Genomic DNA, 15329 nt, shown 5'->3' with positions numbered 1-15329 from the left:
ACTCTAGAAAATAAAGTGCATGATAGCAAATACAGCGTGAAAAATGGGCTTATTTCCCCTTCAATACCTTAGTTGCCATCTTTATGGCGGCTTTATAACTCTTCGCTAGACATAAAACTAACCGGCCATCACCACCGCTATTGGCTTCATAATAAGCTTGCTCCTCTCTCTGCTTAGGTGACAGTGAAGCGTGAGGAAACGGCACATTAGCAATGCCGTGGTACTTGGTCTCTTTCTGTTTTTGATAAATATCATCGTCCATCTTCGCTCCCCTAATCAGACATATAACTCAATGACTATTGACGACTTCATAGGGTACGAGATATTTTCTTTTCATCAACAAAGCAGAAAAAAAAGGACTTTTCATGAATGAAAAGGTAAATAAAAAGAGTCTCGATTGGAATGACCTGAAACTCTTCCTTGCTGTGGCACGTGAAGGTGGCCTGACTGCTGCTGCAAAATCAACTCAGCGAAGCCCGGCAACATTGGGCAGAAGAATGTATGAGTTAGAACGAAGCATGGAACGTGAGTTGTTTATTAGACATGATCGCGGCTACGAATTGACGCCGGAAGGTAAAAGCTTATTAGACGAGCTAACCTTGGTTGAGAGCCAAATCTATAGGCAAACCACCTCGCCTAGCAAAAATTCCCGCCCCTTAGTGAAAGTTTCCGCAGGGACGTGGACAACGCTTTCATTGATTAAGAATCTAGACATGCTTGTCGGTTCACCGCCAGATATTCTGCTCCGTTTTGTTTCTGCCGAAAAAGTACTCAATATTTCTCACCGAGAGATAGTGATAGGCATCCGCAACCAGCGGCCAAAAGAAGAGGCTCTGGTATGTCGAAAATTAGCACGTGTTGAATTCGCTCTTTATGCAACAAAAAGCGCACCAGACACTTATATAAAGGTAATGGCTGATACTCCGTCGGCGCGCTGGATTCACAACAATACTAGTAACAATGATATTGCTTGCGAAGTAAACAACCCTAGAAACAGTCTTGATTTGGCTCTTGAGGGAAAGGGCATCGCGCTGCTTCCTACCTTTATTGGTGATACTCAGCCGCCCTTACAGCGTATTGGAAATATAGTGGAGGAATTAGGCCACGACCAATGGCTAGTGACCCATCACGAAGACCGCTATTTGCCAGAGGTTAGAAGGTTAATCCAGCGAATCAGCACGGCATTAGATCAATAATAAAAACCTAAGGAGCCAACTTACTCAGCAGTATTTTAATGCCCGCAACGCCAAACATCAGCGCGAAGGCAGCATCAAAGCCGCGTTTCATTTTGAAATAGCCTTGGCGAATCCTTGGGTTGGAAAACAGAACAGCGTAGCCCAAATTTATGCAGGCGCTTTGAATCGTTAATAAGGCAATCACAGACAACAAACCTTGTGTGGAAACCGAACTCGGCATCCCCATGGCAAATAACGATCCTATAAACAAAATCGCTTTAGGATTGGTTAAATGGATAGCCAAACCACGAAGATAAGCTGAGCGTAAAGATGTTTTTTGAGTCTCTAGCGTGGTCAACATTTTGCTCGTATCCGATTTATTAGCCATCGCTGAACGACAAGATTTGTAAGCCAAAAATAATAAATATGCCGCACCAACATAACGTATGCTTTCGAATAGCCAGACATTCGCATACAGCACAGCGCCTAAACCAAAGGCCGCCGAACAAGACCAAAATAGTGAACCTGTTGATATTCCAGATGCCAACGCCAGACCTTGCACGCGCCCCTGATTCATTGACGTCGATGCAATAGCTAAGGTCGCAGGCCCAGGGCTTGCCATAACAACAAAAGCACCAATTAATATCAAGACATAGTGGATTTCTTGCATTATTAAACTCCCTTATATTGCTTAAAAAACAAAATTTTCGGCATTGCCATTTGCCCAACAAACAACCCCAGCAAAATCAAGATTGCTGCGATTATCTGATTCATTTCAATTGGCTCATGGTAAAACCAATAGCCACCTAAGATACCAAACACAGGCACCAATAATGTCATAGGTGCGACCGTCGAAACAGAGTATTTCATGATCATCTTATTCCAAAACCAGTAACCCAAGAGCGTCGTTGGGTAAGCTTGAAATAAAACTGAAAATAGCGTCCATTGAGTAAATTGACTCGTCAATTCAATAATCACTTGCGTGCCTTCGGAAATAACCGCCAAAAACAATAAAGGCAAAGGTGCAAACAGCATTCCCCAGATATTAAAAGCAAAAATCGCTTTGGTATTCGCGCGTTTTACAATCAAGCCATTAATACTCCAAAATACAGAGGCCATTAATACCAGTACCAAGCCTTTGCCAGTCACCGAACCGCCTTCAGCCTGCATAATCAAAGCTAAGCCAATTAGCGCCAATCCAGCGCCGAGTAATTTGTTACGAGTAATGGTTTCGTTTAAACATAACCAACCCACCAGCAAGCTACTGACAATACTCATATCCAATAACAAAGACGCCATGCCCGCCGAGACACCCGCGCCAATCGATAACGTTGTTAACCCCCACACGCCGACACCAAAAGACAAACCGTAAGCGATCAAATAACGCCATGGCACGTCCGGTTTCTTAACAAAAAAGATCAAAGGAAACACCGCAAAGCTAAAACGCAATGCGGTAAGCACTAAAGGATGAACACTGTTCACACCCAGCTTGATCACACTGAAGTTCAATCCCCATAACGCCATCAAGGCAAACAACAACCCAAAGTCTCGTAGTTTCATTATTCGTTCCTAAATTTTCTAATAGTTGGTGAGCGCCACAACATTCCAATAAACGCCGTATTTCGATGAGCTAGGCGCTAGTTTCGAAAAAAACATAGCTTTCCAGTATCACAACGAACTCGCGTGTTGAGTCAGTGTGGTGGTTCCTGAGGTAGGCGATAGTTTCGAAAAGAAGCACCACACTGACTCAACATTGACCCCTAGTATCACTAGAAAACAAAAAAGAACACAGATTCAATTTTCAATAAAAATAAGAGTACAATTCAGGAAAGAGAAATATTTTTGGAGAGGTTATGGCGCTTTACGAGACACTTGCTCAGCATTATATCGACGACATACAAGCGCAAAGACTGCCTGCGGGAAGCCGCTTGCCAGCGTTACGGACCATGGCGAAGCAACATCAAGTCAGCATGACAACGGCAACCAAAACCTACGATTACCTGCAGCAAACAGGTTGGATTTATGCCCAACCGCAATCCGGTTATTTTGTAGCTAATCAACTCGAAAGTACGACCTTTCCAAGTCTCGACATCAAAAGTATTGAACAACGCGACCCGAAACGCTTTGCGCCGTTAAATGGCTATAATCCTGCCTCGGCACTTTTTAGTCCTCTTGGCACCTCAATGATTGCGCCAGAATTACAACCAAGTATCGCCCTACAACGCAGCATAAAGCGCGTCACTCAAAGAGCGGGAAACCATCTATTCCAATATCCAGAGACGCAAGGTGATAAAGGCTTAAGAAGCGCTCTAGCCGAGCACTTTCGTCACTACAACCTTGCTTTTACCGCAGCCGACTTTGTCATCACCAATGGCTGTATCGATGCAGTCAAACTGGCGATAGAAAGCGTGACCAAGGAAGGCGACACTATTGCTATTAGCTCGCCCTGCTTTAGCGGTTTGCTCGATCTACTCAGCGCCCTATCTCGTAAAGTGATTGAAATTCCTATCAGCGATCAAGGCTTGGATTTAGGCCATCTGGAGACCTTATTGCAACAAAGCCTAATTAAAGCGTCACTGTTTAGCACATCAAATATGAACCCAACAGGAATGACATTGCCAATTGAGCAAAAACAAGCTCTCGCCAAACTCGCAGCTCAATACCAAATTCCCATGATAGAAGACGACGTCTATTTCGAATTAGGTCACCAGAAACAACAAGCACTGCCAGCCAAATATTGGGACAAAGAGGGTTACGTGATTTGGTGTGGCTCTTTTTCAAAAACATTAGCTGCAGGACTGCGACTTGGCTGGTGTGTTCCTGGTAGATATTTAACGTCTTATCTGAACCAACATGCCTTAACCAGCTTTGGGGTAAACGGACTTATACAGTCTTGCATGGCAGAGTTTATTAACACGGGGGAATATCGCTCTCATGTGAATAAAATACGTACGGTATTGAATCAACACATCCATCGTTATCAACAATTTTTGATCGAACACTTACCCGCCACAGCGAAAATCAGTGCGCCACAAGGTGGGATTGTGCTTTGGGTGCAAATCCCCAGTTTAAATGCGGTACAGCTTGAAAAAGAAGCCAATAAACAAGGCATCGACATCCGCAGCGGCGCTTGTTTCAGCACCCACGACTTCTATCACGATTGCTTCCGCATTAACTGCGGTTGGCCGCTAGAAAATACTGGGGATAAATACAGTACTTATCAACAATTGATCAGCTTGTGCAAGATAATCAATGATTTGATGAAGGCAGAGGCGTAACTAGATTGGAGCGTTTGCACCTTTACTCCTTTAATCCTAACCTTTAGATCAATAAAAGCGCCCCAAACTCTGTAGGTAAGTTTTAAGAGAAACATAAAGAGGAATATTTGCTATGTCTTATCGCTCTGTAAAATTGGTTAAACGCCCCACTCTAGAAATCACCGAAGATGCCTTCAATATTGTGAGCCAAGATATTCCCACGCCAGCAGGAGGTGAGGTACTGGTAAAACTCTCTCACTTGTCTTTAGACCCTGCCATGCGAGGTTGGATGAGCCCTGATGAAAATAGCTACATTCCACCCGTAAAATTAGGTGACACCATGCGCGCCAGTGGCATTGGTGAAGTGGTTGAATCCAACAATGAGAAATTCCCTGTCGGCACTCGCGTTATGGGGCTTATGGGTCTAACTGAGTATGCGATCAGTGATGGTAATGGCTTGAATGTGATCCCAAAAGAATTACCCGCTGAAGCGATTCTTTCTGTGATTGCCTTGCCTGGCATTACCGCTTATCACGGTGTGTTTGAAGTACTTAAACCCGAAGCAGGTCAAACACTTATCGTCACTGCCGCAGCGGGTTCTGTCGGCTCACTTGTTGGTCAAATGGCTAAAAATCTTGGTTTAACCGTGATTGGTGTCGCAGGTTCGGATGAAAAATGCCAATGGCTTACCAAAGAGCTGGGCTTCGATCACGCGATTAATTACAAAGACGCAGACTTTGTTGAGCAATTGACAAATGCCACACCGAACGGCATCGATCTTTTCTTTGAAAATACGGGCGGCGTGGCACAAGGCCCGATCTTTGAACGCATGAATCCTCATGGTCGTATCTCTGTTTGTGGTCTCATCGCTGACTACCAAAAAGCCGAGCCAGCACCGGGGCCAAGCTGGGTTGGTATCATCAAACGTCGCTTAACCATCCAAGGCTTCACCATGCCAGATCATTTCCATCGTATTCCAGAGTACGGTCAGGCGCTGGGTGCCATGCTAGGAAAAGGCGAGTTGAAATATCGTGCCCACGTCATTGAAGGTATCGAAAGCGCAACCAGCGGTATTAATTTATTGTTTGAAGGTAAAAATACCGGCAAGTTGATCGTTAAGCTATAACGGCTCTCATATAGAAAAACCTTTGCACGAACCGAGTCGTCGTGCAAAGGCTTCTAGCTATAGATCAAACTGCGATGGCAACATCACCACATCTCGAATCGTCACATGACGAGGGCGCGTTAGCATGAAGATGAGAGCGTCAGCCACATCGCTGGCTTCCATCAAGCTGCCTTTCTCCTTGGCTTCTGCCAGTTTGTCAGCGGGCCAATCAGATAATAAAGAGGTAATCACTGGACCTGGCGATACAGAACCAACACGAATGCCATGCTTGCTGACTTGTCTACGAACGGTTTGAACAAAACAATTCATCGCCCACTTTGACGAAGCGTAAACCGGCTCCCAAGGCGTCGGGAAGTGTCCCGCTAACGAACTGGTGATTAAAATATCACCCACGCCTCGTTCAATCATATGCGGCAAAACATCACGTACGTTTTTAATGACCACGTTGATATTCAGATTCAACATTCGATCTATGGCGTCGTTATCGGCATCCACTAGATCACCGCCCACATACAAGCCTGCATTCGCGTGAAAAATATCGATCACTTCGGCTTTTTCTAAAATCCGTGGAACCATGGCGGAACAAGCCACAGGGTCCAGCAAATCTACCGCAAGGGTCATGACTGAATCGCCATGCTTGTCCTGCAACGCTTGAAGTGCCTTTTCGTCGCGGTCAACGATGACGACTCTAGCCCCTTCGGCTATCATGCCTTCAACACTTGCCAACCCAATTCCTGATGCGCCACCGGTGACAACGGCGACTTTTCCGATTAATGCTTTAGACATGTTTATTCTGCTTGTTGTTATTAATAGTAATAACAACACGCTACCACTCTCATGATAAAAAATTCTGCTACTTTTTTGCTTATAACTAAACCAAATAGGGAGATTTCCCAATAAAACCACTTTCAAGTGGGTGTTTCAGGCAATGTTCAATTTTATTGATCATTTACCTCAAAAAACTCCGTTATTCTATTTCTTTTTTTTATATATAGTACCTATCACTTAAATAGAACCTCCCCCTAACAGTAAGGTAAGTAAAAAATGGCATCTTTCATTCAAAACATCACAAACACGACATCTGGTATTGCTAGCACAATTTTGCGTATTCCAGTCGGTCTCATTCTAATGGCTCATGGCGCACAAAAGCTGTTCGCTATGTTTGGCGGTTACGGTCTTGAAGGGACAGGTCAGTTCATGGCGTCTCTTGGTCTTGAGCCTGGTTATTTGATGGCGCTTTTGGCTGGCAGTGCAGAATTCTTTGGTGGTGCTGCGCTAGTAATCGGTTTATTAGTTCGCCCAGCCTCTGCGGTGATTGCCTTCACTATGCTAATGGCAATCATAACTGTGCATATTTCAAACGGTTTATTCATGGCAAACAACGGCTATGAATACGCTCTAACGCTTTTGGTTGTTGCTGTTTCTTTGGTATTCAGCGGCGCTGGTTCTTACTCTGTTGATAAAGTCATTGCGGCTAAATAACTAATTGCTTTACTAAGCTGTAATTATTACAAAAAGCCTCGATCCCTTTTACTAGGATCGAGGCTTTTATTTGGCGGTACTACTGACGATACAAAATCATACCTGCATGATAAAGCACTCCATCTATAAAGGTGCCATCAGCAGTAAAACCTGTGTCATCCCAATACTCAATATCGTCGCCTGTTATTCGATATCGGCCTTCATAGGCCGATTCGATATTTCCTCTGGCTTCTACATAGCGATTGTTAGGCAAAAGCTCATGACGTATATAACCATCTGCTGTCATCCACATGCCAGAATAGCCTTGCCTAGTTTTTGATTCGCTATCCAACATTACTTTCCCGCCTTGTAATAGTGTGCAATCTCCTCCTCTGTAACAACCCACGCATAATTTAGCTCTTGATGAATTTTCCATTCGCCAGAATCACATCTCCAGCCCAATTGAGAACGCCCATTAAATGGAATAACTCCACCACTTTTTTGCGTTATTGTTCCAACAAACCCAATGGTTGTTGAAGACACCTTATCGCCAACAAGTTCACTATGCCCCTCTGTCAGAGCATGTGTCACAGATTCAGCGTTAGCTTGTAGCCCCTCCCAATTAGCACCATAAATCGCGGCATTATCAAATAACTTATTGTCACCAGGAGCAAAGTTATCCCAATAAATACCAGATGGATCTTGCAAGTTATAATAACGGCTCATTTTCGTGGCAAAAATAAACTCAGGAGAATCTGTCTTTTTTTCCCATCCCTTCATAATCCAATGCTTGTGAAGTTCCAATGGAGAGTCTGCACCAGTTTGTGCACAAGTTTGCTCCGCAGCTTGCAGCTGCACAGAACCTAAACTAAAAAAAAGTACTAGAGAAAGAGTCGATTTGAGATGTGTCATAGATCACCTTTTATATTGTCAGAGTAGAATCGAGACATTGCTATGTCTCAACTTGCTTTAACATTATAAAAACGTGATATTGATTAGAGTAGATAGCCATTACTTGACATATTGGTAAGCAAATTATGACAATGAAAATCGACTTGAACATCCTGCCAGTCTTTATAGCCATCGCGGAAGAGCACAATTTCCGAGAGGCTGCCGACAGACTAGGAATAACACGCTCAGCAGTCAGTCAGATGATTAGAAAGCTTGAGGATCAACTAGGCATCGCTTTATTTACCCGAACCACAAGAAGCGTGAAACTAACGGAAGCTGGAGAGCGTCTTTACAGACAAGTACGCCCCCACTTAGAGAATGTAAATTCTTCTTTAGAAAATATTACCAGTCACAACTCCCCACAAGGATTACTAAGAATAGCTTCGACCTCTATTGCAGAGCCTTTTTTATCAGGAAAATTTATTGTCGAGTTCTCAAAAAAGTACCCAGACATTGAGTTGGATATTACAGTCACCGATGATGAGTTTGATATTGTAAAAGCAGGCTTTGATGCAGGAGTTCGTCTTGGCGATAGCTTAGAACAAGATATGATCGCCCTGCCTTTCTGCGGCTTACAAAGAGATATGGCTGTTGCTTCGCCAGACTACATAGCGCAGCAAGGTATTCCAAAACACCCTAAAGACTTACTCAATCATCGCTGCATTGGTTGGCGACCAAAGCTAAACAATCGCCCCTATTATTGGGAGTTTAGTGAAAACGAAAAAGACTTTGAGGTATCGGTAGAGCCTCAAGTCACCACTAATGACTTCCGACTAATGTTGCGTGTTGCACTAGCTGGTGGTGGAATCACTTTTGCGACAGAAGAAGCCTTCCGCCCCTTTATTAAAGCAGGCAAACTCGTGCCTTTACTCGAAGAGTTTCTGCCAACCTTTTCTGGTTTTTATTTCTTTTACCCAAACCGAGAAAACATGGCTCCGAAATTAAGGGCCATGGTAGATTTTGTAAAATCTTGGAAACAGACTAATTGATTACCAAGCTAGCTCTTTAACAGCTCAAAATCGTATAAAAAAGCCCCGATAGTTTCCTATCGGGGCTTTTTTTCATTCATCACGCTAAGCTAGGAATTATTTACCTGTTGCGCGAGAAACGTATTCGCCAGTACGAGTATCAACACGTAGAACTTCGCCAATGTTGATGAACAGAGGAACACGAACCATAGCACCTGTTACCAAGTACGCAGGTTTAGAACCGCCGTTAGCCGTATCGCCTTTTACACCTGGATCAGTGTCTTTCACTTCAAGTTCAATGAAGTTAGGTGCAGCAACAGCCAATGGAGCACCGTTATAAAGAGTAACAACGTATTTCTCTTGCTCTTTTAACCATTTTACTGTGTCGCCAACTGCGGTTTCATCAGCAGCATGTTGTTCAAAAGAACCGTCTACTGCCATGAAGTGCCAGAACTCACCGTCGGTGTACAAATACTCCATATCGGTGTCCATCACATCAGCAGATTCAAGCGTATCACCTGATTTAAAAGTACGTTCCCAAACTCGACCAGAGCGTAAGTTACGCAACTTCAAGCGGTTAAAGGCTTGGCCTTTACCTGGTTTAACGTGTTCGTTATCGATAATCGCACATGGATCACCGTCAACCATTACTTTCGCGCCGTTGCGCATATCGCTGGTAGAAATATTAGCCATACATCCTCACAGTATATTTTTAGAGAAAAGGCTCTGACTGGCGTATCATGTCAGTCTCAAGATCTCTGCGAACTTCTTTTTATGCCATTTAGGACCGCTAAATAGGCAAATAAAAAGAGCGTTTGCAAAGATCTCGAAGAGCCATTGGCCGAATCGGCCCAAATAAGTTGGCGCAATCATAACCTAAATGAACACAATTTTGCAGATATTTGACGTGATCCCTATTCAAACTAAGAACAATTTAAGCTGGTCGCAGCACCTGTCACAGGCCCTAACCTCATTGCCGGAATTGATTGAGCATTTAGGCCTACCGAAAAGCCTAGCTCAACAAGGCAAAGAAGCACATGACAGCTTCAAATTATTGGTACCTCGGCCTTATTTGTCTCGCATTGAATATGGCAATCCAAACGATCCGCTGCTGTTGCAAGTCTTACCCAGCATATCAGAAATGCAGAAAGTCGCAGGTTACACAAAAGACCCACTAGAAGAAGCCGACCACAATCCACAAAAAGCCATCGTGCATAAATACAAACGACGATTGCTCGTCATTACCACTGGTACCTGCGCGGTAAATTGTCGTTACTGCTTCCGTCGTCATTTTCCTTATGGTGACAATCAACTGGCACAAGCTGAATGGCAGTCAGTGATTGATTATTTGCACGATCATCCAGAAGTTAACGAAGTGATCTTGAGTGGCGGCGACCCTTTGATGATGAAAGATAGCTTGCTCGCTGATAAAGTCCGTAAACTTGATGCCTTGCCGCAAATAAAACGTCTGCGCATTCACTCACGATTGCCTGTGGTGATTCCAGATCGCGTTTGCGACGACATGCTGGCGTGGATCAAGTCGAGTCGTCTCGACATCGTGATGGTGTGGCATATTAATCATGCCAATGAAATGGACGAAGAGCTTGCGCAGGCGGCTTATAAGCTAAAAAGAGCCGGAGTCACCCTGCTAAACCAAGGTGTTTTACTAAAAGGCGTCAACGACTCTGTAGAAGCCCAAGTCAACTTGAGCGAGGCGGTTTTTGATGCCGGCATTTTGCCATACTACATGTTCACCTTAGATCCAGTAGAAGGCGCGGCGCATTTTGATATTGCTATCGAAGACGCACAGCGCTTGATGGGACAAGTCGCCGCAGAGCTTCCCGGCTACTTAGTGCCTAGACTCGCCAAGGAAATCCCCGGCAAGCCAGCGAAAAGTGTCTTCGCTCCAACTTTTTAGAACGAATATACTTTATTAACTGTCTTTACCTAAGCAGCGCAATCCGCCCCACTTTTACTTGCTGACGTCGAATGCTCACGTTTGGCGCTAGCTGGTATAAGTCGCCATTTCGACCAATTAATTGATCTGGCACATGACTGAGTTTCGCCACTTCAGCGTGAGCATCCAAATGTTGCGGCTCGCCATGAACCGGAATAGCCAATTGTGGTTGTACCCAAGTATAAAGCTGCTTAAGCTCTTCACGGCAAGGATGACCACTAACATGAATGGTTAAGTCTGTTTCATGGGCTTGCAAGGTGCGGATTTTCCGACCGTTAAATTGCTCGGCTAATCTGTCTATGGCTAGCTCATTACCCGGAATCCGCATGGAACTAAAAATCACCAAATCATCGGCTTCAAGACTCAAATCAAAACAATTATCTGCAGCTAAACGATTCAAGGTAGCCCTTGGCTCCCCTTGGCTTCCAGTCACTACTGCCAGTACTTCTTCTCTTGGCAAATAACCAAGATGCGCGGCATCGATAATCGGTAAATCATCTGGCCAATGTCCAGTTACTCGAGCAGCACTGACCATATTTATCAGCGACCTTCCAATCAAGGCAAGGTATCGGCCCGTCTCTTTTGCTATTTGCCCCAATGCTACTAAACGCGCGACATTACTGCTGAAACACCCCACTACGACACGGTTCTTTTCTGCCTCGATGGTTTTTAATAAGCCATGATAGCAATCGCTTTCTGACGGCGAAAAACCATCCTTCAGCGCATTCGTGGAATCACATACCATGGCAAGAATATTTTCTTTGGCTAGGGCTTTAAAGCCGGAGGGAGAAAAACCGTCACCAAGAATCGGAGTCTTATCAATTTTCCAATCACCTGTATGAAAGATTTTTCCTGCAGGTGTGTCGATGGTCATGGCATAAGGTTCAGGCACAGAATGTGTTAATGCCAACCATTTGACATTAAACACGCCAATTTTTTTGGTTTCATTTTCTTTCACTTCGATAATCGGTACTTGATCAGTTAAGCCCACTTGAACCAACTTACGGCGCAGCACTTCGGCGGTAAATGCCGTGGTGTAAACAGGGCATTTGAAACGCCGCCACAAAAAAGGCAAAGCGCCCACATGGTCTTCATGGGCATGTGTAATAACGATGCCTGCTAAACGCTCTTTTTGCTCGCTGATAAACAGTGGATCGGCACATACTATTTCGGACGTACGCAAATCATCAGGCGTTAATGGCTCATTGAAGGAAACACCGCAATCGACCATCAACCATTGGCCATCGTGACCATAAAGGTTCATGTTCATGCCAATCTCGCCGGTGCCACCTAAAGGCAAAAACCATAAGTCCTCTTGCGAGGGAATCAAAGATGAAATAACGCACTCCTTGTGAATACTAGTCAATCCTCTCTATGGTACGCATTTTTCATCAATATCCCAGCACACTCGTAGCGATTGGATAAAAGAAGCCAAAATAAAAAAACTCTTTCTACTTTTGAGGTAAAAAGAGGTTTTTATCAAATCAGAAAAATCTCAAAAATGGCTTATAGAACTTCTTCACCATTCGCTATCACTGTATCTCGTACGGTTTGAGTATAGTCTTGAGCCTCTTTCAAGATAGCCGCTTCATCTACGGTGAGAATTTTTTTGTCTTCCATGAGGATTTTTCCATCGACTATGCTGTGTCGAACATCGCTAGGATAGGCCGAGTAAACCAAGGCAGAATATGGGTTATACATTGGCACCATATGTGGCGCTTTGGTGTCGACAACAATAATGTCCGCTAGTTTTCCAACTTCCAATGAACCAACGCGATCTTCCATATGCAATGCTTTTGCAGAGCCCATTGTTGCCATATCAATGACTTTAATCGGTGGCATAGCAGCACGATCTTGGTTTACTAACTTATGAACTTTAGCGACCTGACCAAACTCCGCAATCGTACTTAGGTTATTACCGGACATTGGGCCATCTGTACCTAAACCAATGCGTACGCCTTCGTCATACATTTTCAAGGCTGGAGAAACACCTTTCGCCGATTTAATATTCGCGCTCATGTTATGCGCCACGCCCATACCACTTTTTTTAACAAGCTCAATATCATGGTCGTCTACTAGGATCATATGAGCGCCAACTAAATGCTCATTCAAAGCACCAATATCATGCATGTACTGCACTGGGCTTTTACCATCTGCACGCGCTGCAATTTTTTCCTGCTCTGTGTGAGATTCAGCCAAATGAATCAAAACAGGAACACTTTTCTCTTTGGATAAATCCGACACTCGCTGCAATACTTCCGTGGTGTTGGTATAAGGCGCATGAGGTGCAAACGCTGGCGTAATACGTGGGTGATCTTTGTATTCTTCAATGAATTTTAACGCATAGTTAATACCTTCTTCGGCATTTTTCGCATCGGCTACAGGAAACTTAATGACAGTTTCACCAAGCACTACTCGCATGCCAATTTTATCGACCGTTTTCGCCACTTCATCTTCAAAGTAATACATATCAGCGTAAGTCGTCACACCACCACGTAGCATCTCAACGTTACCAAGATTAGCACCGATACGCACCATATCGCGGGTGATAAGCTTGTTTTCAAGAGGGAAAATATAACGATGTAAACGATCTGGCACATCATCTGCCAAAGAACGTAAAACGCTCATAGATACATGTGTGTGGGTGTTGATTAAACCTGGCATGACGATATCCCCATCCACATCCAACACTTTTTCTGCGTCAAATTGGTCCGCTAATGACGCTTCACCCACTGCTAGTATTTTGTTGCCTTTAATTGCGATCACACCATTTTGATAAAGTGTTTTGCTTTTATCCATGGTCAAAATGGTAGCGTCTTTGATTAGCAAGTCGACAGATTCTGCGCCCCAAGATGGCACAGATAACGTCGTTGTTGCTAATACTGCCAATAAGACACTTTTTTTAAACTGCATTCGATTGTCCTTTATTAGATAATGTTCCAAGTTAGTCGTCCTTTAATAGCGACAACATTGCTCAATAATACCTGCATGTTTTATTCCAACACAGACACAAGCTGAAAATCTAGGATGAGAAATTGAATAATATCGGAAGCAAATTTAAGAACGGCCTTGGCAAAGCAGTAACCTACTTTATTTTACTCTCTTGTTTCGCTGTTTTGGTCATCTACGCAGTACAGCGCTTTGGCGGGGATTACGCAGAGCAAAAGATTCAAGAACAACTAGAGCTATCTGGCCTCGCTCCTTTTGTTCACTATGAAAGTGTTCACCTTGATCCCTTCACCCTCACCCCTTCGCTAGAAAATGTCAGTTTTGGTAATGAGTATTCTCCATGGCTAAGATTTGCCAGAATCTCGTTGAACAGCTACCCAATCAAATACCCCGATCTAGATGTGGATTTTTGGATTCAAGAAAGTCCAATAGACAGTCTATCCCGTGATACAAGAAACCTAATGCGTGCTGCTGGAATCGAAACCTTACTGGGCAAAGGCTCTTTTACTTCCAAGGTGGAGGGTAACAAAGTGTCATCAAGCTTCGCGCTAGACATTAAAGATATTGGCAAGCTAGCTTGGGCGTCAGATATAAGTGTATTAGATAAAACCATTGCGATGGATAATCTGCGTTCCGATGTAATTGCTTCTTTTGCATTAGGTCAGCCAGAAGCTCTCCCCATCATTTATGGTGATGCCATCGAAGTGCATTCTTTAAAAGTGGAATACGAAGAGTCAGGATTGATTGCTCATCTGGTCCCTAAGTCAGCGATCTCACGCGACTCAAATGAAAACCAGTTAAACGGGCTGAAATATATGAGCCAAGCATTAGGTCTTGCACCAGCTAACTCAAAAGAAGCAGAGCAGATTGCCGAGACGTTACTGACGTTTTTAAAGCAACCAGAAAAGCTAAATCTAACGCTGTCGCCTTCATCAGCGATTAGCCTAAAAGAGCTCGCACTACTGGCAAACGAAGGTACGCTTTATAAAGACAGTAAGATGGAACTATCAACCAAGTAGAACGCTTATTTACAGCCCAAGTGCGTGGACAAATGGGCTGTAAAAAACGTCTAAAAAGGATTAAACATTTCGCGATAAGATTGGTTAGAAGTCGCTCTGGCGATGCCTTTCACCATTCTGAAAATTGACCAAATCCAGACACCAAGCAACACAATATAACCAATAAAGAAGAACGCTAATATCACACCCACGACACTCCAGAAAATTCCCCACCAAAAAGTACCAATGATATTAGCGTAGTGGTCTTCAAAAAACGTGCCGCGAGCTTCGTCCGCTTTCACCATGGCCCAAATCGCACCAATAAACCAAAACACACCAGTAAATATGCCCAGCAGCATAAAAATATAAGCAATCACTACATTACTTTTAGCATTTTCCTCTCTTGGTGTTAGCGGTTTAAAGCGATTATCAGGCTCAAATCCGGACATATTCAAACACTCCGTTATTCAATAAAATTTTGTCTAAT

Annotated in this window: 17 protein-coding genes; 7 read left to right on the top strand and 10 right to left on the bottom strand. The window is 43.8% G+C overall.

Going from position 1 to position 15329, the window contains the following annotated elements:
• Positions 1-49 precede the first annotated feature (49 nt).
• The gene (locus AC2A4J_RS05555; RefSeq protein WP_484175247.1) at positions 50-262 is read right to left on the bottom strand and encodes a hypothetical protein; all 213 of its coding nucleotides are present in this window, start codon (positions 260-262) and stop codon (positions 50-52) included.
• Between the two features lie 103 nt (positions 263-365).
• Here AC2A4J_RS05555 and AC2A4J_RS05550 point away from each other — a divergent pair, with 103 nt between their 5' ends.
• Positions 366-1196, top strand: a complete 831-nt coding sequence (locus AC2A4J_RS05550) for a LysR family transcriptional regulator (protein ID WP_484175246.1) — start codon at positions 366-368, stop codon at positions 1194-1196.
• A 7-nt stretch (positions 1197-1203) separates the two neighbouring features.
• On the opposite strand, the gene AC2A4J_RS05545 is transcribed toward AC2A4J_RS05550, so the two are convergent.
• A complete protein-coding gene (locus tag AC2A4J_RS05545) occupies positions 1204-1845 on the bottom strand; it encodes a LysE family translocator (protein ID WP_484175245.1) in 642 nt (213 codons plus the stop codon).
• Between the two features lie 2 nt (positions 1846-1847).
• Positions 1848-2735 carry an EamA family transporter gene (locus AC2A4J_RS05540; RefSeq protein WP_484175244.1) on the bottom strand — a complete coding sequence of 296 codons (888 nt, stop codon included), beginning with the start codon at positions 2733-2735 and terminating at the stop codon, positions 1848-1850.
• A gap of 293 nt (positions 2736-3028) precedes the next feature.
• Here AC2A4J_RS05540 and AC2A4J_RS05535 point away from each other — a divergent pair, with 293 nt between their 5' ends.
• Together AC2A4J_RS05535 and AC2A4J_RS05530 are read left to right on the top strand one after the other, a co-directional pair.
• Complete coding sequence (locus AC2A4J_RS05535) at positions 3029-4453, top strand: aminotransferase-like domain-containing protein (RefSeq protein WP_484175243.1); 1425 nt, start codon at positions 3029-3031, stop codon at positions 4451-4453.
• 112 nt (positions 4454-4565) lie between these two features.
• Positions 4566-5558 (top strand): NADP-dependent oxidoreductase, encoded by a 993-nt coding sequence (locus tag AC2A4J_RS05530; RefSeq protein WP_484175242.1) that lies wholly within the window; start codon positions 4566-4568, stop codon positions 5556-5558.
• A gap of 57 nt (positions 5559-5615) precedes the next feature.
• Here the strand turns inward: AC2A4J_RS05530 and AC2A4J_RS05525 are convergent, their stop codons facing one another.
• Positions 5616-6344 carry an SDR family oxidoreductase gene (locus AC2A4J_RS05525; RefSeq protein WP_255828055.1) on the bottom strand — a complete coding sequence of 243 codons (729 nt, stop codon included), beginning with the start codon at positions 6342-6344 and terminating at the stop codon, positions 5616-5618.
• Positions 6345-6602: 258 nt separating this feature from the next.
• Here AC2A4J_RS05525 and AC2A4J_RS05520 point away from each other — a divergent pair, with 258 nt between their 5' ends.
• Positions 6603-7040, top strand: coding sequence for a DoxX family protein (locus tag AC2A4J_RS05520; protein WP_484175241.1), 438 nt, complete (start codon positions 6603-6605; stop codon positions 7038-7040).
• 79 nt (positions 7041-7119) lie between these two features.
• Here AC2A4J_RS05520 and AC2A4J_RS05515 read toward each other — a convergent pair whose 3' ends face one another.
• Both AC2A4J_RS05515 and AC2A4J_RS05510 read right to left on the bottom strand, forming a co-directional pair.
• Positions 7120-7374, bottom strand: coding sequence for an Atu4866 domain-containing protein (locus AC2A4J_RS05515; protein ID WP_484175240.1), 255 nt, complete (start codon positions 7372-7374; stop codon positions 7120-7122).
• Positions 7374-7931: a hypothetical protein gene (locus tag AC2A4J_RS05510; RefSeq protein WP_484175239.1), complete on the bottom strand. Its 558-nt coding sequence runs from the start codon at positions 7929-7931 to the stop codon at positions 7374-7376. Before AC2A4J_RS05510 ends, AC2A4J_RS05515 begins: the two co-directional genes overlap by 1 nt.
• 125 nt (positions 7932-8056) lie before the next feature.
• On the opposite strand from AC2A4J_RS05510, the gene AC2A4J_RS05505 reads away from it, so the two are divergent.
• Positions 8057-8959, top strand: coding sequence for a LysR family transcriptional regulator (locus tag AC2A4J_RS05505; protein ID WP_484175238.1), 903 nt, complete (start codon positions 8057-8059; stop codon positions 8957-8959).
• A 96-nt stretch (positions 8960-9055) separates the two neighbouring features.
• Here the strand turns inward: AC2A4J_RS05505 and efp are convergent, their stop codons facing one another.
• Positions 9056-9631: an elongation factor P gene (gene efp / locus AC2A4J_RS05500; protein WP_255828052.1), complete on the bottom strand. Its 576-nt coding sequence runs from the start codon at positions 9629-9631 to the stop codon at positions 9056-9058.
• A 187-nt stretch (positions 9632-9818) separates the two neighbouring features.
• On the opposite strand from efp, the gene epmB reads away from it, so the two are divergent.
• Entirely contained in the window at positions 9819-10856 is a 1038-nt protein-coding gene (gene epmB, locus AC2A4J_RS05495) for an EF-P beta-lysylation protein EpmB (RefSeq protein ID WP_484175237.1), read from the top strand.
• A gap of 25 nt (positions 10857-10881) precedes the next feature.
• On the opposite strand, the gene AC2A4J_RS05490 is transcribed toward epmB, so the two are convergent.
• Positions 10882-12225 (bottom strand): ribonuclease J, encoded by a 1344-nt coding sequence (locus tag AC2A4J_RS05490; RefSeq protein ID WP_484175236.1) that lies wholly within the window; start codon positions 12223-12225, stop codon positions 10882-10884.
• Between the two features lie 176 nt (positions 12226-12401).
• Entirely contained in the window at positions 12402-13808 is a 1407-nt protein-coding gene (locus AC2A4J_RS05485) for an amidohydrolase (protein ID WP_484175235.1), read from the bottom strand.
• A 122-nt stretch (positions 13809-13930) separates the two neighbouring features.
• On the opposite strand from AC2A4J_RS05485, the gene AC2A4J_RS05480 reads away from it, so the two are divergent.
• Complete coding sequence (locus AC2A4J_RS05480) at positions 13931-14863, top strand: hypothetical protein (RefSeq protein WP_484175234.1); 933 nt, start codon at positions 13931-13933, stop codon at positions 14861-14863.
• A gap of 50 nt (positions 14864-14913) precedes the next feature.
• On the opposite strand, the gene AC2A4J_RS05475 is transcribed toward AC2A4J_RS05480, so the two are convergent.
• On the bottom strand, positions 14914-15291 hold the full coding sequence (locus AC2A4J_RS05475) for a DUF4870 family protein (RefSeq protein ID WP_114412415.1): 378 nt from the start codon (positions 15289-15291) through the stop codon (positions 14914-14916).
• Positions 15292-15329: the final 38 nt, after the last annotated feature.

Source organism: Marinomonas sp. ATLA20 (assembly GCF_057180105.1).
The sequence above is the reverse complement of the archived record's forward strand: the minus strand, read 5'-3'. Positions and strand labels throughout refer to the sequence as shown.